Raw genomic sequence first — 20,055 nt, forward strand, 5'->3', positions numbered from 1 at the left:
AATGAAAATTTTCCCCTCTTGTTTTTTAGTGTTGTTTTCTGTTTCATTTTATGCGCAAACAATTCGATTGGAAGGAATTGTAAAAGACACCACGAGTACCCCTTTAGAAATGGCAAATGTTATGGCAGTCAACCAGACCACTAAAGCGGTTGATGCCTATTCGATTACCAACGATAAGGGGCGTTTTTTACTAAATTTAAAACCCAATGCAAATTATAATGTCCGATTTTCCTATCTGGGATTAAAAACGAAGACTATTTCGGTAACGACAGAGGAAAAAGATATTGTTAAAAACATTTCACTTATTTCGGATGCTAGCCAGCTTTCGGAAATAGAAGTGGTGAAACAAATGCCGGTTTCTGTGAAAGGTGATACGCTAATTTATAACGCCGATTCCTTTAAGACAGGCACCGAACGAAAGCTTGAGGACGTGTTGAAAAAGTTACCAGGAGTTGAAGTAAATGCGAATGGTGAAGTAGAGGTGGAAGGAAAGAAAGTCTCTAAATTAATGGTGGAAGGCAAAGATTTTTTTGATGGCGATACGAAGCTTGGCGTAAAAAATATTCCAGCGGATGCGATTGATAAAGTACAGGTGCTGAGAAATTATAATGAAATTGGGGCTCTTAAAGGCGTTGAAAACAATGAGGAAAATGTGGCTATGAATATCAAGCTGAAAAGTGGGAAGAAAAACTTTTGGTTTGGAGATGTTGCTGCAGGCGCTGGTGTTGCGCACACCGATGAACGCTATTTGGTGAATCCGAAATTGTTTTATTACAGTCCAAAGTACAGTTTGAATTTTATAGGCAACTTGAATAATATTGGAGAATTGCCTTTAACGATTCAAGATTATTTTAAGTTTACCGGTGGATTTAGAAGTATGGCACGCCGGAGTGGTACTAATTTTTCGGTAACTTCAAACGATTTAGGAATATCACTACTTCGAAACAATCGAGCCAAGGAAATTGTATCCGAATTTGGTGCTGCCAATTTTTCGTTTAATCCGAATAAGAAACTTAGTTTTTCTGGATTTGCCATTTTATCTGGAACGGAAACAGAATTGGAAACAAAAAATAAAACCAGTTTTTTAGACGAAAACAAACAAATCAAAACGACTGAAAATAGAGAAGAATTGTCGAAGCAAAATAATAATTTGGGATTGTTTAAATTGTCAACTTCATACAAACCAAATGAAAAATGGCAATTAGAATATGATGTTTTAACAAAGACATCTCAACAAAACGAAGACAATTCGGCTTTGCAGCAAACCTTTGATGGCGCGAATACTTTTTTAAATTCACAAACAATTCTCACCAATAAAAAGCAAGATCCGATAACCGTAAATCAAAATTGGAGTACGTATTTTACAAAAAGTGAGAAAAATATTTTCGCTTTAGAAATGCAACATCTTTATCAAAACGAAGATCCTTTTTATAAAGCCAATTTAGATTTTGTGCCCTTTGAATTTACAGGATATGATTTGCTTCAAGACCGAGATGTCATCAATCAGCAACGATTTGTTCGCACCAATAAATTAGACGGTAAACTAGATTATTACTATGTGTTAACACCGAAAAGTAATTTGAACTTTACGTTTGGAGCGACAAATTCTTCTCAAAATTTTGATTCTTATATTTTCCAAACTTTGGATAATGCTAGTCAAAATGTAATTACTGATGCTGATTTTAATAACGATGTAAAATATGTTTTTACCGATTTGTACTTCGGATTTCATTATAAAATTTTGGCAGGGAAATTTACGCTTACTCCCGGATTTACAGCGCACAAGTATACTACCTATAACGATCAGTTGAATACGAAAGTTACCGATAATTTTTATCGCATGTTGCCTGATTTTTTCGCGTTATATCAAATCAAAAAATCGGAAACACTGTCGTATAATTATGCCATTACAAATGAATTTACGGATATAAATAAATTTGCGCAAGGGGCTGTTTTTAGTAATTACAACTCGTTGTATAAAGGAAATCGAAATTTAGAAAACGCATTATCACATACTCATTCGTTACGCTATTTTAAATACAACATGTTTAATTTTGAAAACATCTTCGGGAATATTAATTATTCCAAACGACTGGATGCGGTAAAAAGTTCGGTTATTGCCAATCAGGTAAATCAATTTTCTACGGCAATCAATTCCAATTTTGCGGATGAATCACTGAATGGAGTGGCAGGTTATGGTCGCGGTTTTGCGAGGTATTATAAAGCTAGTTTGAATGCAAATATCAATTGGTCTAAATTCAACAATTTGAGAGGTATTCAAAACCAAACTACAGAAAGTTTTTCACAAACGTATTCGGTAAAAGCGGCTACCAATTATAAAGAATTGCCAAATCTTGAGTTTGGTTTCAGTAAAGTTTTAAATAAATACAACGGCGGAACTTTTAGCACCGATAGACCTTCTGTAAAACTAGATTATTATTTTTTAAATGCTTTTTCGTTTGTGGCCGAATACGAATACAATAACTATTATAACAGTGATAAAACTGTTCAAAACGAATATGATTTTCTTTCCGCTAGTGTAATCTATCAAAAGAAAGGTGGTAAAATGGAATACAAAGTATCAGGTACTAATTTGTTAAATACAACCTCATTAAATGACGATTCATTTAACCAAACATTTGTGAGAACTTCGCAATATGCTGTGCAACCTAGATATGTGATTTTTTCTGTGAAGTATAATATATAAAAAAGTCCCGCTAATGCGGGACTTTTTAATTGTGCTCTATCTAATTAGAAATGATAAGCCACACCAAAATTTAATCCTAAACTATTAGCGCTAAAAGAAGGTTTGATAGCTTTGTGAGGCTGTGAGTCAAGTTCTGGACCTGCAGTTGTAATCTCGTCCTCGAATACAATGTTTGAGTCGTTGTAAGTCATCATAGGTAATACATCAACTCCATTAACAGTTGCTTTTGTGAATTTCCCTTCGCTTGGTTTGATGTTACCGCTAATAGAAGTTAATTCGGCAAATAATGAAACTTTATCGTTGATGGCGAAATTAAGACCTGCACTGGCTCTAATTCCAATCATTGTACCACCTGTTAATTCTACTTCATATTCTCCTACATCTCCAGTCGAATCACTTTGGTTGTTAGTGAAAATAGTTTTACCCATTCCTACTACTAATCCCAGTTTTGCGTATGGATTGATTTTTGAGTATCCTGCCGCTAAAACTAATGCTGGTTTGATTTGAAGTTGGTTGGCTTTTAAAGTCAATTCTGATCTATTCCATCCTGAACCGTTTGAGGAATTTTGATTTGCAGAAGTTTCGGCTCCCATTACATATCCGATACCCATTTCAGCTCCAATGTTTTTATTAAACATGTAGCCAAATTGTCCAGAAAAATTAACTCCTTTTCCTAGAGATAATTTTATCGTTTCAAAACGGTCGGGTCCTGGGGTTTCGTCGCTGTTGTAAAATTGAAAAGTGTCGCCATAAATTGCATTTGAATTTGCATTGCTCGCAAAATTATAACCAATACTAAAGCTAGCATAAGGTCCTTGCTTGATTTGGGCATTAGCATTTACTGCAAATAAAGAAATTGTGGCAAGACTTAAAATTAGTTTTTTCATTTTTTTTTGTTTTAAAATTTGCACAAAATTATGCTTTTTTTGACCAATAGTGATAAAAAAATCCCGACGAATCGGGATTTAAGTTATAGGTGTTTCAGAATTAAATTCCGAAAGCTGCTTTTACTTGATCTACATAATCTAATTTTTCCCAAGTAAACAATTCTACTGTAACTGTTTTAGGAGCGCCATTTGGCAATTGGAACGTTTTAGTTACGGTCTCAGGTTTTCTACCCATGTGGCCGTAAGCCGCTGTTTCACTATAGATTGGGTTTCTTAATTTTAAACGTTGTTCAATAAAGTACGGACGCATGTCGAAAACATTCTCTACTACTTTGCTGATTTCTCCGTCTGTTAAACTCACTTTAGAAGTACCGTAAGTTACTACGTTGATTGAAGTTGGTTTTGCTACTCCAATCGCATACGATACTTGTACCAAAACTTCATCACATAATCCTGCAGCAACTAAGTTTTTAGCAATGTGGCGGGTAGCATAAGCTGCCGAACGGTCAACTTTTGATGGGTCTTTTCCTGAAAATGCACCACCACCGTGAGCTCCTTTTCCACCGTAGGTGTCAACGATAATTTTTCTTCCCGTTAACCCTGTATCTCCGTGTGGTCCTCCAATAACGAATTTTCCAGTAGGATTGATGTGGTAAGTGATATTATCATTAAATAGGTGAGCGTATTGAGGGTATTTTGCTTTCACTCTTGGAATTAAAATCTCAATAATATCTTTCTTGATTTTAGCTAACATTTCAGCTTCAGGGCCAAAATCATCATGTTGCGTAGATACTACAATGGCATCAATTCGAACCGGTTTGTTGTCGTCTGAATATTCTAAAGTTACTTGCGATTTTGCATCTGGACGCAAATATTTGATTTCATTGTTCTCTCTTCTTAGGTTGGCTAATTCAATCAAAATAGCATGAGATAAATCCAAAGCCAATGGCATGTAATTTTCCGTTTCATTCGTAGCGTAACCAAACATCATTCCTTGGTCACCTGCTCCTTGCTCTTCTTTGCTAGCTCTGTCTACTCCTTGGTTGATGTCTTGTGATTGCTCGTGAATGGCAGATAAAACCCCACAAGAATCGGCTTCAAACATGTATTCACTTTTAGTATATCCGATTTTACGGATCACTTCTCGTGCAATTTGTTGAACGTCTAGATACGTTTTAGATTTTACTTCACCTGCAAGAATCACTTGACCTGTAGTTACTAAAGTTTCGCACGCAACTTTGGAATCAGCATCAAATGCCAAAAAATTATCGATTAATGCATCACTGATTTGATCAGCCACTTTGTCTGGATGTCCTTCACTCACTGATTCTGACGTAAATAAATAAGCCATAAAATTTAATTTTAAATTTAATTAAGCGAGGAAATAATTGCAGGGATTGCCTAAAGAGTAGTAATTACTGCTTTAGCATTTTTTTAATGAGGTTGCAATCAGTTCAAATTTTTCCTCTCGATTTCGAGTGCAAATGTATGAAAGCAAATTGAATTACAAATTAATATTGACTTTATTTTTTATAACTCGCTGAAATTTAAGTTGGTGAATTCTTGTTTTTTAAGATTTTAATTTTATTCAAAATATTTTAATTAGAATAAAAAACTGGTTTGTTTATTTAAAATAATAAAAAATAGAAAAATAATCTATTAATGTTTTTTTAAAAGAAAATATTTCTAATTTTGCCTTGTTAAAATAAAGCAATGAAAAAAGAATTTAAAAATATGATGGCATTCATGATGATGTGGAGGAATTCTGCAGAGGATGTTATGCTATAAATTCAATCGAAATAATAGTCACCTCTGCTTTTGCAGAGGTTTTTTTTTACTAAACATTAAACAACATAAATTATGCAACTGGAAACATTATTAGCAAATATCACACAACATTGTAACACCATAGATGCTTATGGAGCGACACATCTTCCGATATATAATACAGCGACCTTCGATTTAAAACGACAATTCGGATGTGATAAGGTGTATGATTATTCGCGTACTGACAATCCTACCCGTAATGCATTAGAGGAGATTTTTACACTAGCTGAAAATGGCGCAGGCGGTGTGTGTACAAACACAGGGATTGCGGCTATTTCTTTGTTGTTTGAAACGGTATTGAAATCGGGTGATGTTGTTTTGGTTGAAAAAGATTGTTACGGAGGAACGTATCGTTTGCTGAATGTACTTTTTGAAAAAAATAATATCCAAACGTTTTATGCTGATTTTACCGAAGAAGAAGAGGTGGAAGAAATCTTGAAAAACAATGCTATCCGATTGGTGTTGTGTGAATCGCCTACAAATCCTGGGTTGAAAATTATCGATTTGGAAAGTATTGCAAAGAGGGTTAAAAAGTATGATTCACTATTTGCGGTCGATAACAGTATGGCTACATTCGCTTCGCAGCGACCATTGGATTTAGGTGCTGATTTCTCTTTGTTTTCTGCTACTAAATTTATATCCGGTCATGGAAGTGTAGTGGCGGGTGCTATTGTGGCAAAATCTCAGGATTGGGCTGAAAAATTGCAGTATTTTTCGAATGCACAAGGAAGGGCTCAAAGTCCATTTGATGTTTTTTTAGTTTCCCTTGGTCTGCCAACATTGGTCTACAGAATGAAAACACAAGAGCAAAGTGCCTTGCGTTTAGCCCAATATTTACTGGAAATTCCGGAAGTTATTGATGTGAAATTTCCTGGTTTGCCATCTCATCCGCAATACGAATTGGTAAAGAGACAGATGAAAATTGTGCCTTCGGTCTTAACAGTGCAATTGGAAAGTGAAGCGCTAGCAGAAGCGTTGATTAAAAATTCAAAATTGTTCGGCGAGAAAGTTTCTTTCGGAACGGCTGATTCTCGTTTGGAAATTCCGGCAAGAATGAGTCATGCGACTTATTCTGAAGCAGATTTAAAGAAAATTGGTTTAACAAAAGCGACCGTGAGAATTTCTGTGGGTTTGGAAGATACTGAAGATTTAATTCAGGATTTGAAACAGGCAATTGCATCGGTGGTTTTAAAATGCGTGAATTAATGAGCGATTATCTGTGTCATATTCCATGTGGTGAAGCGTTGCCATTTCTAAATCCGCATGCGGTTTCGGTGAGTTTGCCTACACTTGATGATGTGATTGGCTATGAAGAAGGTGATATTTCCGTAATTGGAAAAATGAAATCAGGCTATCCGAGATTTTTCAGAAACAAACAAGTACAAGTATTACTGGATTACGTTGTGGAGCGATTTGAGGTTGCTGCTGATTTGATTTTGTTGCCTATAACATCGTTGAAAGCATATGGGATTTTGTCATATTTGATTCAAGATAAGTTGGATTATATAGAATTGGATGGAAATGTTTTTGTACTTCTGAATCAAAACGACAGCCGAATCCAACAAATCAAAGATTATATTCGAAACGCAGGACTAATCATTAGTTCGCGTCAAGCAGAATCAACTTTGTGTAATTTGGGGCTTTTGGAAAAACCTTTTGAAGAGGATAGAGTAGTATCAGGGCATAATGCGGTGGTCTCTGTTTTGTCGGATGCTTATAAGGCAAAGACTGAAAATGTGGTGCTGACCAATTCGGGAGCAAATGCTTTTTTTGCGGTTTGTGAAGGTTTGGTTTCATCTGAAAAATCAAAAGAAAAAAATGTTGTCGTGCAGTTGGGTTGGTTGTATGTAGATACGATGGAAGTCATTCAGAAAAGAAGCCAACAATCGTATTTGCAATTAAATGTCCATGATTTACAACAATTGGAAAGCTGGTTGCAAGTTAATCATACAAAAGTGTCGGTTGTAGTGACGGAAGTGGTTTCGAATCCTAAAATTCAATGTGTAGATATTATTGCTTTGTATTCGATTTGTAAAAAATACCGAGTAAAATTGGTGTTAGATGCTACTTTGATAACGCCTTTTAATGCTTCAGTTTTACAATATTGCGATGTAGCTGTAGAGAGTTTGTCTAAGTTTGCTTGTGGAAAAGGTGATGTCTTGATGGGGGTGATTTTTGTTGCTGAATCATCCGGAATTTCACCTGAAATTTTTGAAATTTTTGTAGTGCCACCTCACAAGAATGAAGCGGATAGGATAGGTTTCGAAATTGTGGATTATGAAAAAAGGGTTTTAAAATCTTCTGAAAATACGAAGCAGTTAATAGAAGTGCTTACTCAAAAAAAAGCAATAAAAAAGGTTTGGAGTGTCTTGGAAAATGCTTCGGCTGAAAATTATAAAAAACTCAATAATTCTGGAGTCATCCCAGGTTTGTTGACAATTGAATTGGAAGAGGATATCGCACCGTATTATGATCAATTACAAGTCGCTAAAGGACCAAGTTTGGGAACCGAATTTACGTTGGTGATGCCTTATGTGTATTTGGCACATTATGAATTGACAAAATCGGAAGAAGGAATAAAATTATTACACGAAAAAGGTATGAATCCTAATATCTTGAGGGTTTCTGTCGGTAACGAACGCATTGAAGATATTATAAGGGTTTTTAATTCGGTTTTTGAAGAGTGATAAAAGAATTAGAATACTGCTTTTTCGTAAATTATTATTCTGATTAAGAATAAAAATTTAGAACTGAAATCTAAAAACAATAGTTTAATTAACAAAATACAGAAAAATAATCTTTAAAACTTGTATTTAAAGAAAATTAATCTACATTTGCAAAGTTGAAAATTAATAAAAATGAAACAGACAATTTGTATTACTTGTTGCTTCATGGGGAAGATTTCCGCAGGGGACAGTATTGTATAAATTGTTTTGCAATATATTAAAGAACCTCTGCCGCAAGCAGAGGTTTTTTTGTTTAAAAGAATTTAAATTATCAGAAGAAAATAAATAATGTCAAAAAGAATTATAAATAAGATGTCAAACTGTTGTTGTGCGAAGTGCTGTAAGCACTCCAACTCTCTATTGCCATATATGAAGACTTAATCTTGTTATAGTTCCACTATAAAGTCCTTTTGGTAATAGCTCCAAAAGGACTTTTTTATTTTAAAACAACAAACAAAAACAAATGAGTACTAGTTTTTTAAATCAATTATCGCAAATCGAAAACTTGGAGGATGGATTGCGTTTTCTCTCGGAAAATTTTAAAGATAAAATTGTTTTTTCCACGAGTTTCGGAATCGAAGATCAGGTAATCAGTCATGCGGTGTTCCATCAGAAATTAAAAAATGTGGAAACTTTTACCTTAGATACCGGACGATTATTCCCGGAAACCTATGCCGTTTGGGATAAAACCTTGCTACAATACAATCAGCCCATTCGGGTGTATTATCCAGATGCCGATGATTTGGAAACCTATGTCAACCAAAACGGTATCAATGGTTTTTATAATTCGGTTAGTCTTCGAAAAGAATGTTGTCATATCCGAAAAGTAGTGCCGTTGAAAAAAGCGTTGAAAGGGGCTAAAATTTGGATAACTGGGTTACGGGCAGAACAATCAGACAACCGAAATGACTTCGAAATCATTCAATGGGACGAACAAAATCAGTTGTACAAATACAATCCGTTGTTGTATTGGACAACAGATGAAGTGCTTCATTATTTAAAACAGAAAGGAGTACCCTACAATACATTACACGATCAGAATTTTATCAGCATCGGATGTGCACCCTGTACTAGAGCAGTGCGGCAGGGTGAAGATTTCAGAGCAGGACGCTGGTGGTGGGAAGACCAAACCAAAAAAGAATGTGGATTACATCAATAAATCAAAAGAGAAAAACAAATGTCAATATCAAATAATTATTTAGAGCAATTAGAAAACGAAGCGATTTATATTCTTCGTGAAACGGCGGCACAATTTGAAAAACCGGCACTATTGTTTTCAGGAGGAAAAGATTCAATTGTGTTGGTGCATTTGGCGCTGAAAGCCTTTCGACCAGGAAAATTTCCATTTCCATTGGTACATATTGATACAGGACATAATTTTCCAGAAGCGATTGCCTTCAGAGATAAATTAGTCCATGAAATTGGCGAAAAACTAATTGTTGGAAATGTAGAAGACAGTATAAAAAAATACAATTTAAAAGAAACGGCAGGCAAATTTCCTTCTCGGAATGCTTTGCAAACCTATTCTTTACTCGACACGATTCAGGAAAATGAATTTGACGCCTGCATTGGTGGAGCGCGTCGCGACGAGGAAAAAGCAAGAGCGAAAGAACGTATTTTTTCGGTACGTGATGATTTTGGTCAGTGGGATCCTAAGTTGCAACGTCCTGAATTATGGGATGTTTTAAATGGGAAAGTACAAAAAGGACATAACGTACGGGTCTTTCCAATCAGTAATTGGACCGAATTAGATGTGTGGAATTACATTCAAAAATACAATATCGAATTGCCAAGTCTGTATTTCGCCCATAACAGAGAATGCATACTGCACCAGGATAAATTAGTGGCAACGTCACAATTTATTCAGCCAGAAAAACACGATACGGTAGTAGTTGAAAAAGTACGCTATAGGACCGTTGGTGATATGACCTGTACCGCCGCAGTTCCTTCTTCCGCCGCAACAATTCAGGATATTATTGAAGATATTATTCAAACCAGAATCAGCGAAAGAGGCCAAACCCGATTAGACGATCAATTATCGGAAGCTGCCATGGAAGACCGAAAAAAACAAGGATATTTTTAAGCTTAAAGCAACAAGAAAATGAACACATTACGATTTATAACAGCAGGAAACGTAGACGATGGTAAAAGTACCTTGATAGGACGCTTACTTTATGATTCCGACAGCATACATACTGACCAGTTAGGCGTTTTGCAAAAGCAAACGAAACAAGAAGGAGTGGATATTGATTTATCACTAATTACCGATGGTCTTCGTGCCGAACGCGAACAAGGAATTACCATTGATGTAGCCTATAAGTATTTTTCAACCAAGAAAAGAAAATTCATCATTGCCGATGCGCCTGGCCATGAGCAATATACCCGAAATATGGTTACGGGTGCGTCCAATTCGGATTTGATTATTCTATTGGTAGATGCGCGTAAAGGAATTACTGAACAAACCAAACGTCACGCCAGTATCGGTTCGCTGATGGGGATTAAAAAAGCCATCATCGCTATCAATAAAATTGATTTGCTGAATTATTCTGAACCGACTTTCAACCAAATTAAAGCCGATTTTGAAACGATTAAAAAAGAATTGAAATATGATGCCGTGACATACATTCCGGTAAGTGCTTTGGTTGGAGATAATATTGTTCGAAAATCAGAAAATACACCTTGGTACCAAGGAAAGGCGTTGCTGGAAACGTTAGAATCGGTTGAATTAAATACAACGGAAGATCTGGCTTCGCGATTTCAAGTGCAATGGGTAATTCGTCCAAAAGATGAGAAGTATCACGACTACCGAGGGTATGCTGGACTAGTATTGAGCGGAGCGTATAAAGTAGGTGATATAGTGACAATCCTTCCAGCTCGAATCGAAACAAAAATTGTAAAAGTGGAGAAAAATGGGGAAGAAATTAATTGGGCACTAGCGGGTGATAATGTGGTGCTGCACTTTGAAAAAGAAATAGACATCAGTCGTGGTGATACTGTCGTATTGTCAAACGAACTGCCTACTGAGTCTGCCGAAATTACTTCATGGATTTCTTGGTTGGATACACAGCCATTTCAATTGGGAAAAACGTATTTGTTACAACATCGTTTTAAAAATGTAAGGGTAAAGGTGCAGGCGATAAATCAGAAATGGAATGTCAACGATTGGGAATTTACGAAGGATACAACGATAGGATTAAATGATATAGCTCAAATTAGTCTGAAAACCAATCAGCCATTGTTTTATGATCCGTTTGATAAAAATCCAAAATCGGGAAATGCTATACTGATAGATGAAACAAGTTATAACACGGTGGGAGCCTTAATGTTTTTGTAATATGTCCTATTCAATTTACTTAAAAAATCAAGAAAGATCCCGAAATCCAATCAACAAAAAGAATGTTGAAGAATGGATTGACGAGCTGATCAATTGGTTGTTTGATATCAATCAGGAGTATAATAATTATCGATTTTTTCAGAATAAAGAAAAATTACTCCAAATTAAACTTCAGAATATTTTGGCTAAAACGGTCGAAGATACCAATCAAATTGTAGTGTATTCCAATTACTTTTTCGAACAAATAGAAACGTTACACTATGTGTTGACCAATGATTTGGAAACTATTGTAAAATTTGATCCGGCAGCAAAATCGAAAGAAGAAGTATTAATAGCTTATCCTGGATTTTTCGCCATTACCGCTTACCGAATTGCCAATGTGTTTTGGAAATTAAATGTACCTGTAATTCCTCGAATTATTACGGAATATGTGCATGGTAAGACGGGTATTGATATTCATCCCGGAGCCGAAATTGGAGAAAACTTTTTCATCGATCACGGAACAGGAATTGTAATTGGTGAAACTTCTAAAATTGGAAATAATGTAAAAATTTACCAAGGCGTAACGCTAGGAGCTTTGTCGGTTTCAAAAGAAAATGCTTCCGTAAAACGTCATCCAACCATTGAAAATAATGTAACCATTTATGCGAATGCCACCATTTTAGGAGGGAATACCATAATAGGTGAAAATTCAATAATTGGAGGTAATGTTTGGTTAACGCATTCGGTTCCTCAAAGTTCACTAGTGTATCATAAAAGCGAAATCGAAATCAAACAAAAAAGCGAATTCCCGGAAGCGTTGAATTACGTGATTTAATAACTATCAGCGAATAATAATAAACAATACAGTAGAAATGACTCGAGCCTGACCCGAGCTATTGCGAATTGGCGAAGCAAAGGCGACAGCATCGAAACATTAATAAAATAAAATCAAGCGAGATGACTTGAGCAAAAGCGACAGCATTGAGCACACACGAGTGCTAGCGAACAGACGAAGTAAATAACAAATAAACACATAGCGAAATGAAAGCAAATACTATTTTAGAAACCATAGGAAATACACCCGTGGTAAAAATCAATAAACTTTTTGGGAACAAAAATGTTTACATAAAAATAGAAAGAAATAATCCCGGAAACAGTATCAAAGATCGTATTGCGTTAGCCATGATTGAAGATGCGGAAGCCAAAGGAATTTTAAAACCAGAAAGCGTTATTGTCGAGCCCACTTCTGGAAATACTGGAATCGGATTGGCTTTGGTAGCTGCAGTGAAAGGTTATAAAGTGATTTTGGTAATGCCAGAATCGATGAGTGTAGAGCGTCGAAAGTTGATGGAGATTTATGGTGCCGAATTTGACCTTACACCCCGTGAAAAAGGAATGAAAGGAGCCATTGAACGTGCTGCCGAATTGGTGAATCAAACACCTAATGCCTGGTCGCCCTCACAGTTTAATAACCCAGCAAATATTGAAGTGCATCAAAAAACCACCGCTCAGGAAATCCTTGCCGATTTCCCCGACGGATTGGATTACATCATTACCGGTGTAGGAACAGGTGGGCATATTTCGGGCGTTGCTTCGGTGGTTAAAGCCAAATTTCCGAATGTTAAAGTGATTGCAGTTGAACCAGAATTGTCACCTGTTTTAAGTGGTGGTAGTCCATCTCCGCATCCAATTCAAGGAATTGGTGCTGGCTTTGTTCCAGAAAATTACCATGGAAGTTTAATTGATGAGGTGATTCAAGTTTCTAAAGAAGAAGCCTTTGGATACACCAGAAATATTGCCAAGCAAGAAGGAATTTTAGTCGGAATTTCAACAGGGGCTTCATTAGCAGCCGTAGCCAAAAAAGTAGCGTCATTACCTGATGATGCGGTAGTATTAACCTTTAATTACGATACTGGCGAACGGTATCTTTCCATAGAAGGATTGTTCTAAAAAGCAGTAATTTTTTGTAGAAATTATCTTTCGTTTTGAATGCGGAACAGCCATTTCTATGCTTAATTTTTAAAAAGAATATGATACAAATAGCAAAAAAAGGGAAAGTTGTTTTGGCGGGAGCTGGTCCGGGTGATCCCGATTTAATCAGCCTGAAAGCCTTAAAATATTTACAAACTGCCGATGTGGTTTTAACCGACCGATTGGTGTCGCCTTTATTAATTGATCAATATGCACGCAAAGACGCAGAAGTAATTTACGTAGGCAAACAATGTTCTAAAGGTATTTGGACACCTCAAAGAGATATTAATGAACTTATAGTGGAATTTGCATTGCAAGGTAAATTAGTATTGCGATTAAAAGGTGGCGATGCTACTTTGTTTTCTAATGTTTTAGATGAATTGCAAACAGTTAAGAAACATGAAATACCATATGAAATTATTCCGGGTGTTTCGGCTGCCTTTGGGGCTGCGGCTTACACGGGAATTCCGTTAACAGCCAGGGATCATTCGAGAGGGGTGCGTTTTCTGACTTTGTATGATTTGAATACTGTTTCGTCGCATCAATGGAAGGATTGGGCAACGACTGAAGATACTTTGGTATTTTACATGAGTGGTCAGCGATTGAATACGTTAACCCAACAGCTTTTACATCATAAAATTGATACAACAAAAGGAATAGCGGTAGTGCAACAAGCGACTACGCCCGACCAAAAAACCAGGGTGTTTTCTTTTGAGGAAATTCAGCATAAGGAATTGCCCGAATTTGAGTACGTGCCTACACTGCTGATTATTGGTAAAGTTGTGAATCTACACCATCAATTTCAATGGTTCACAGAAAAAAGTACAACGGAATCTTATTTCGATAACCATAAAATAATTTATCAAAATGCTATCTGATACTAAATTAAGTTTATTACAACAATTGGTGCAAAACGCATCCAATGACGAAATCATTTGGACGAAAGGATACCTCGCTGGGTTTTTAGATCAAAACCGATTAGGAGTAACGATTCCTGCAATTGCAACAAGTTTGCCAGTGGCAGTAAAACCATTGATTATTTATGGTACCGAAACCGGAAATTCTAAAAAAGTAGCCTCGCAATTATTGGCAACTTTCAAAAAGAATAAAATCCTAGCAAAGGCTGTCGATGTGTTTCAATACGATGTGGCCAAACTGGAAAAAGAAAATTTGGTGCTATTTGTGATGAGTACGCAAGGAGAAGGAGAATTTCCTCAAAATGCAGTAGGTTTTTATGAAAAATTGAAGGCTTCGGAAGCAAATTTGAACAAGGTTTCGTATGCCGTACTTGGGCTTGGTGATTCTTCTTATCCGTTGTTCTGTAATGCGGGTGTTTTGTTGGATGAGGTTTTGGCCGAAAAAGGAGCTAAAAGATTAATACCATTAGTAAAAGCCGATGTCGATTATAGCGATGTTGTCAGCCATTGGGAATCCGATTTACAAAAAGTTTTTCAAAATCAAGGAACCACAGCAGTTCAAGTAAAACAGTCAACATCAGTTTCTCATAAAAAAAATCACACGGGAATAATTAGTCATAAAGTTGTGTTGAATGATAGCGGTTCGAATAAAGAAACCTATCACATCGAAATTACTTCGGATGATGAGGTAGTATATGAACCTGGAGATGCTTTAGGTGTTTTTCCGAAAAATAATGAGGAAGAAATTAAAGCTATTGCTGCCTATTTCGGTGAAGAAAAATTTACAATTCTTGCCGATAAAAATGTTCGGGGTTTGTCTAAAAAAACAATGGAAGCTTTTTCAACTTTGTTTGAAATTGAAATCAATGAAGAGAAAGCGAATTTGTTAGATATCATTCAGAAATACCAACCAAAAAAGGTAAAATTAGCTGAAGTAGTTGATTTGCTTCATCCTATTGCTCCACGATTGTATTCGATTTCTTCTTCAGCTGAAGCGCATGACGGACAAGTACATCTGACGGTAAATTTGAATAAGTTTAGCGTTGATGATGAGTTAAGGACAGGCTTGGCTTCTCGGTTTTTAGCTGATTTTCCAATGAATTCAGTATTAGAATTCTACATCCATAAAAATCAAAATTTCCGATTACCAAAAGCTGAAATCGATATCATTATGATTGGTCCGGGAACGGGTATTGCCCCTTTCAGAAGTTTCTTGGCAGAAAGAGATGTAACTGGCGCAGAAGGTAAAAACTGGCTGTTTTTTGGGGAACAGCATTTTGTATTGGATTTCTATTACCAAACGGAAATTCAGGAGTGGCTGACTACAGGTGTTTTAACGAAGTTGGATACGGCTTTTTCAAGAGATCAGGAACGCAAAATTTATGTGCAGGATCGAATCCGAGAAAAAGGAAAAGAATTCAATGCTTGGTTGGAAAATGGCGCATCCATTTATATCTGTGGACAAAAAAATCCGATGAGTCAAGATGTGGAAGAAGTGATTCTGGAAGTGATTGCAAAAGAACGTAATGTCTCAGTTGATGAAGCAAAAAAAGTTCTGGAGGCATTGGAAAATCAAGGAAAATACCAAAAAGACGTGTATTAATAATCCAGCTAATAGCTAAATGCTAGTAGCTGAAAGCTAAAAATAAAATGAGCGATAAATTATCAGCAGTAGAACATATTAAGACCAAGAGTGATGGTCTTCGAGGTACTTTGAAAGAAAGTATCGATTTGGATAATCATACGGGTAATGTACGTCCGGATGATGAAACCCTAGTGAAATTCCACGGCATGTATGTGCAGGATGACCGTGACCGCCGCGCCGAAAGAGCGGCAAAAAAGTTAGACAAATTGTATTCATTTATGATTCGTTTGCGTATTCCTGGTGGCGTAATTAATGCTAAGCAATGGTTGGCTACACACGAAATTTCGGAACAGTACGGAACAGGAACATTAAAAATTACCACCAGACAAACGGTACAATTGCATGGTTTGCTAAAACATCAATTACGACCAACAATTCAGGCGTTTAATACTGCGAAATTAGATTCTATCGCGGCATGTGGTGACGTAAACCGAAATGTAATTGTGAGTTCGCATCCACAAATTTCACCCATTCATCAGCAGATTTATGAATATGCCGATAAGATTTCAACGTTACTTCTACCTAAAACGCAATCCTATTACGAAGTGTTTATCGACGGTGAAAAAATTTACGAACGTTCATCGGAAGCCGATCCGTTGTATGAAGATCGCTATTTGCCTCGAAAATTTAAAATTGCAATCGCGATTCCGCCAAGTAACGATGTCGATGTGTTTACCAATGATATTGGGTTGATAGCCATTATTGAAAAAGAAGAATTAAAAGGTTTTAATATCGCAATTGGTGGTGGGTTGGCAACAACGCACGGTAATCCGAATACGTATTCGCGCTTGGGAAGTATTATCGGATTTACCGATACCGAAGAAAAAACGTTGAAGGCTGTGTATGAAATTTTAACGGTACAACGTGACTTCGGAAATCGTGTAGATAGAAAATTATCCCGATTGAAATATACAGTCGATAAATTAACCGTAGAAGGTTTCAAAAAAGAGTTGGAAAGCCGTATCGGATTTGAATTGGAGCCAGAAAGACCGTACACTTTTACCGAAAGAAGTGATCGTTTTGGTTGGGAACAAAATCATGATGGAAAATGGTTTTATACACTATTTGTCGAACACGGAGTGGTGAAACCGTATCAAAAACAATTTTTGTACGAATTAGCACAATTGAATGTTAACAATTTCATTTTTTCAGGAAATCAAAATCTGATTTTGGGAGAAATTGATGAGAATAATAAAGCAAAAGTGGAAGCTTTATTGCTTCAACATGATATTGAGAAACAGGTGAGTGCTTTGCGAAAAAATTCGATGGCCTGTGTGGCATTGCCAACTTGTCCGCTAGCATTGGCTGAAGCACAACGTTACCTGCCGGAATTGGTGACTAAAATCGAACCAATGTTGGCTAAGCATGAGTTAACACAAGATGAAATTACCATTCGCATGACCGGGTGTCCTAATGGATGTGGACGTCCGTATGTCGCAGAACTTGGCTTTGTGGGAACAGGACCCGAACAATACAATTTTATGTTGGGAGGCGATCGTTTCGGAACGCGCTTGAATACAATTTACAAAGAGAAACAAACGGAAACTCAGATTTTAGAAGAAATAGATGTTTTATTAGGAAGGTATGTGAATGAAAAGCTGGAACAAGAAACTTTTGGCGATTTTACTTATCGTGTGATTTTAGAAAAATGAAAAAAATAATTTTGCTTACAGTTTTATTATTTCCAAAGCTTTTATTGGCACAAAAAAATATAGAAAAACAACAGCTTATTTGGTATGGATATTATAATACATTAAAATTTAATGAAAAATGGTCTTTGTTGAGTGAAATTCAAGAGCGCCAATTCTATAATCCAACAGCACAACATCAGTTGGTTTTTAGATCATATTTGGAAAGAAAGTTGATAGGTAATTGGAATGCATCTGCAGGAGTAACTTATTTTTTACAAAATCCCAATAATCCTGAATCTGAAAGTAATCTCACAGTTCCTGAACTTAGGCCAGACTTAGGATTTAATAATAAACAAAAACTTAGCTTTATTACTATTAATCATCGTTACAAAGCTGAAGCTCGTTTTTTTCACGATGTAAAAAATGGCAAATTGGTTGATGGATTTCGGTTTTCAAACTTCAGATTTAGGTATCAGCTGGGTTTAGATTTTCCACTATGGAAAAAAAAAGAAAAAGAGAAAATAATTTTAAAGTTGAAAGATGAAATAATGTTTAATGTAGGGAGTAAAATAGTTAAAAATACGTTCGATCAAAACAGAGTTTATCTTGCGCTGAATTATAAGTTTAATGATTCCTATGCGATTGAAATGGGTTGTATGGACTGGTTTCAACAACAAAAGACAGGAGTTGATTTTTACAATAGAGACATCTTAAGATTTTCTGTATTTCACACTATTGATTTAAAAAAGAAAGAAAATGACTAATACGCTTTTCCCAATTTTTTTGAAAACAGAAACGGCTCACTTTTTAATCGTAGGCGGTGGAAATGTTGGTTTGGAAAAAACCGAAACTTTATTGCGGCAAAATCCTGCTATTAGAATCACAATTGTTGCGACTTATTTTCATCCGAAAGTGCTTGAAATTGGCGCTCAAAATAACAATGTAGTGCTTTTGGAGAGGCCTTTCGAAGGTGCTGATGTTTTAGAAAAGGATTTTGTCATCATCGCTACCGATGTGCCAATATTAAATTCCAGAATCAGAGAATTAGCCAAAGCGGAAGGAATCAAAGTCAATGCTGCCGATCAGCCTGATTTGTGTGATTTTTACCTTGGATCTATTGTCAATAAAGGAACACTGAAGATTGCGATTTCCACTAATGGTAAATCACCCGTTTTGGCAAAAAGAATGCGGGAATATTTTACAGATGTCATTCCGGATGGAATCGACAAAAGTATTGATCAATTGAATCAATACAGAAGGGAACATAAAGGTGATTTTGGTCAAAAATTAGCCGATTTGAACAGGGCAACAGAAAGTCTTTCTTCCAAAAAAAGAGAGAAGAAAGCAACGAAGAAATACCAAAGATTAGTGCTTGAAATAACATTGTTATTTATGGTTTTTTTTGTTGGTTTCGGAGTATCGAAGTTTGTTACTTTTGATGAAACGGTTTCTTATTTTCAAAAAATCACGAATGTTTTCTTCGGAATGCTTCTGGTTGGTTTTTTTGCGCAATTAGTGGATGGTGCTTTGGGTTTGGGTTATGGGGTAACATGTTCTACAAGCATGATGTTACTCGGAATTAAACTGCCAGCCATCAGTGGAAGTATTCATACTGCCGAAATGTTTTCTAGTGGAATCAGTGGTTTTTCGCATTATAAATTCGGAAACGTAAACAAGAAATTGTTTTTCTGGATTGCCATTCCGGGTGTAATTGGAGCGATAGCCGGCGCTTTGCTCTTAATTTATCTGGGTGAAAAATACGAAGTAATTACTTATGGAATTCTAGCGAGTTATACATTACTGATTGGAATCCGATTGATTATTCTGGCTTTCAGAAAAAAAATCGAAAAGCAAAAATTAAAGAATACAGGATTTCTTGGTTTTTCAGGTGGCTTTTTTGATGCTTTCGGCGGCGGTGGCTGGGGGCCAATTGTGACCTCCACACTATTAGCCAAAGGAAGAAAATCTAGCTATGTGATTGGTACCGTGAGTCTGGCGGAATTCTTTGTCACGTTGGCGGCTTCCATTACTTTTTTTGCATCATTGGGTATCAGTCATTGGTATATTATTTTGGGATTGATTCTGGGTGGTTCTGCTGCAGCACCCATCGGAGCTAGAATGGCAGGTAAACTACCTCAAAAAACAGCATTATTGTTGGTTGCTTTTTTGGTAATTGTATTCAGTGTAAGAATGTTACTAAAGATATTTTAACGTAAAAGGACTAATGGTAGAATTATTTCAATTTAAAATGAATGTGATTAGAAAAATAAACCAATATAATTAAATTACTAAGCAAAATTTAGAAAAATAATCTATAATATTTTTTTAATTAGAAAAACATTCTACATTTGCCCTGTAAATAAATGATATGAAATCGCCATTAAGAAGAAGTTTGCGCAAGCAAACACCAAAAAATAAAAGCGATACC

At 36.0% G+C, this 20,055-nt stretch carries 15 protein-coding genes; 13 read left to right on the top strand and 2 right to left on the bottom strand.

The window, feature by feature from the left end; translation table 11 throughout:
• Position 1: 1 nt before the first annotated feature.
• On the top strand, positions 2-2,707 hold the full coding sequence (locus EQG63_RS05170; RefSeq protein ID WP_129435110.1) for a TonB-dependent receptor: 2,706 nt from the start codon (positions 2-4) through the stop codon (positions 2,705-2,707).
• A 44-nt stretch (positions 2,708-2,751) separates the two neighbouring features.
• On the opposite strand, the gene EQG63_RS05175 is transcribed toward EQG63_RS05170, so the two are convergent.
• Both EQG63_RS05175 and metK read right to left on the bottom strand, forming a co-directional pair.
• Positions 2,752-3,594 (bottom strand): outer membrane beta-barrel protein, encoded by an 843-nt coding sequence (locus tag EQG63_RS05175; RefSeq protein ID WP_129435112.1) that lies wholly within the window; start codon positions 3,592-3,594, stop codon positions 2,752-2,754.
• 100 nt (positions 3,595-3,694) lie between these two features.
• Positions 3,695-4,945, bottom strand: coding sequence for a methionine adenosyltransferase (gene metK, locus EQG63_RS05180; RefSeq protein WP_129435114.1), 1,251 nt, complete (start codon positions 4,943-4,945; stop codon positions 3,695-3,697).
• Positions 4,946-5,454: 509 nt separating this feature from the next.
• On the opposite strand from metK, the gene EQG63_RS05185 reads away from it, so the two are divergent.
• The 12 genes from EQG63_RS05185 (at position 5,455) to EQG63_RS05240 (ending at position 19,838) form a co-directional block, all read left to right on the top strand.
• Entirely contained in the window at positions 5,455-6,627 is a 1,173-nt protein-coding gene (locus tag EQG63_RS05185) for a trans-sulfuration enzyme family protein (RefSeq protein ID WP_129435116.1), read from the top strand.
• Positions 6,627-8,108, top strand: a complete 1,482-nt coding sequence (locus EQG63_RS05190) for a PLP-dependent transferase (protein ID WP_164974455.1) — start codon at positions 6,627-6,629, stop codon at positions 8,106-8,108. The genes EQG63_RS05185 and EQG63_RS05190 overlap by 1 nt, the downstream gene beginning before the upstream one ends.
• A 502-nt stretch (positions 8,109-8,610) precedes the next feature.
• The gene (locus EQG63_RS05195) at positions 8,611-9,306 is read left to right on the top strand and encodes a phosphoadenylyl-sulfate reductase (RefSeq protein WP_129435120.1); all 696 of its coding nucleotides are present in this window, start codon (positions 8,611-8,613) and stop codon (positions 9,304-9,306) included.
• Positions 9,307-9,324: 18 nt separating this feature from the next.
• Positions 9,325-10,230 (top strand): sulfate adenylyltransferase subunit CysD, encoded by a 906-nt coding sequence (gene cysD / locus EQG63_RS05200; protein ID WP_129435122.1) that lies wholly within the window; start codon positions 9,325-9,327, stop codon positions 10,228-10,230.
• A gap of 18 nt (positions 10,231-10,248) precedes the next feature.
• Entirely contained in the window at positions 10,249-11,481 is a 1,233-nt protein-coding gene (locus EQG63_RS05205) for a sulfate adenylyltransferase subunit 1 (RefSeq protein ID WP_129435124.1), read from the top strand.
• A 1-nt stretch (position 11,482) separates the two neighbouring features.
• Positions 11,483-12,298 carry a serine O-acetyltransferase EpsC gene (gene epsC, locus EQG63_RS05210; RefSeq protein WP_129435126.1) on the top strand — a complete coding sequence of 272 codons (816 nt, stop codon included), beginning with the start codon at positions 11,483-11,485 and terminating at the stop codon, positions 12,296-12,298.
• 206 nt (positions 12,299-12,504) lie between these two features.
• On the top strand, positions 12,505-13,413 hold the full coding sequence (gene cysK, locus EQG63_RS05215; protein WP_129435128.1) for a cysteine synthase A: 909 nt from the start codon (positions 12,505-12,507) through the stop codon (positions 13,411-13,413).
• 80 nt (positions 13,414-13,493) lie between these two features.
• Positions 13,494-14,312, top strand: a complete 819-nt coding sequence (gene cobA / locus EQG63_RS05220) for a uroporphyrinogen-III C-methyltransferase (protein WP_129435130.1) — start codon at positions 13,494-13,496, stop codon at positions 14,310-14,312.
• A complete protein-coding gene (locus EQG63_RS05225; protein ID WP_129435132.1) occupies positions 14,302-15,954 on the top strand; it encodes a diflavin oxidoreductase in 1,653 nt (550 codons plus the stop codon). The genes cobA and EQG63_RS05225 overlap by 11 nt, the downstream gene beginning before the upstream one ends.
• 47 nt (positions 15,955-16,001) lie before the next feature.
• Positions 16,002-17,648 (top strand): NADPH-dependent assimilatory sulfite reductase hemoprotein subunit, encoded by a 1,647-nt coding sequence (locus EQG63_RS05230; RefSeq protein ID WP_129435134.1) that lies wholly within the window; start codon positions 16,002-16,004, stop codon positions 17,646-17,648.
• Entirely contained in the window at positions 17,645-18,391 is a 747-nt protein-coding gene (locus EQG63_RS05235) for a DUF2490 domain-containing protein (protein WP_129435136.1), read from the top strand. The genes EQG63_RS05230 and EQG63_RS05235 overlap by 4 nt, the downstream gene beginning before the upstream one ends.
• Entirely contained in the window at positions 18,384-19,838 is a 1,455-nt protein-coding gene (locus EQG63_RS05240; RefSeq protein WP_129435138.1) for a TSUP family transporter, read from the top strand. Before EQG63_RS05235 ends, EQG63_RS05240 begins: the two co-directional genes overlap by 8 nt.
• Positions 19,839-20,055 lie beyond the last annotated feature (217 nt).

The organism is Flavobacterium amnicola (assembly GCF_004122165.1).
GTDB lineage: Bacteria > Bacteroidota > Bacteroidia > Flavobacteriales > Flavobacteriaceae > Flavobacterium > Flavobacterium amnicola.

What these genes read in the sequence shown, in the direction of transcription:
- EQG63_RS05170 (WP_129435110.1), top strand. Translation starts at nt 2, where the DNA reads ATGAAAATTTTCCCCTCTTGTTTTTTAGTGTTGTTTTCTGTTTCATTT.
- EQG63_RS05175 (WP_129435112.1), bottom strand. Translation starts at nt 3,594, where the DNA reads ATGAAAAAACTAATTTTAAGTCTTGCCACAATTTCTTTATTTGCAGTA.
- metK (WP_129435114.1), bottom strand. Translation starts at nt 4,945, where the DNA reads ATGGCTTATTTATTTACGTCAGAATCAGTGAGTGAAGGACATCCAGAC.
- EQG63_RS05185 (WP_129435116.1), top strand. Translation starts at nt 5,455, where the DNA reads ATGCAACTGGAAACATTATTAGCAAATATCACACAACATTGTAACACC.
- EQG63_RS05190 (WP_164974455.1), top strand. Translation starts at nt 6,627, where the DNA reads ATGAGCGATTATCTGTGTCATATTCCATGTGGTGAAGCGTTGCCATTT.
- EQG63_RS05195 (WP_129435120.1), top strand. Translation starts at nt 8,611, where the DNA reads ATGAGTACTAGTTTTTTAAATCAATTATCGCAAATCGAAAACTTGGAG.
- cysD (WP_129435122.1), top strand. Translation starts at nt 9,325, where the DNA reads ATGTCAATATCAAATAATTATTTAGAGCAATTAGAAAACGAAGCGATT.
- EQG63_RS05205 (WP_129435124.1), top strand. Translation starts at nt 10,249, where the DNA reads ATGAACACATTACGATTTATAACAGCAGGAAACGTAGACGATGGTAAA.
- epsC (WP_129435126.1), top strand. Translation starts at nt 11,483, where the DNA reads ATGTCCTATTCAATTTACTTAAAAAATCAAGAAAGATCCCGAAATCCA.
- cysK (WP_129435128.1), top strand. Translation starts at nt 12,505, where the DNA reads ATGAAAGCAAATACTATTTTAGAAACCATAGGAAATACACCCGTGGTA.
- cobA (WP_129435130.1), top strand. Translation starts at nt 13,494, where the DNA reads ATGATACAAATAGCAAAAAAAGGGAAAGTTGTTTTGGCGGGAGCTGGT.
- EQG63_RS05225 (WP_129435132.1), top strand. Translation starts at nt 14,302, where the DNA reads ATGCTATCTGATACTAAATTAAGTTTATTACAACAATTGGTGCAAAAC.
- EQG63_RS05230 (WP_129435134.1), top strand. Translation starts at nt 16,002, where the DNA reads ATGAGCGATAAATTATCAGCAGTAGAACATATTAAGACCAAGAGTGAT.
- EQG63_RS05235 (WP_129435136.1), top strand. Translation starts at nt 17,645, where the DNA reads ATGAAAAAAATAATTTTGCTTACAGTTTTATTATTTCCAAAGCTTTTA.
- EQG63_RS05240 (WP_129435138.1), top strand. Translation starts at nt 18,384, where the DNA reads ATGACTAATACGCTTTTCCCAATTTTTTTGAAAACAGAAACGGCTCAC.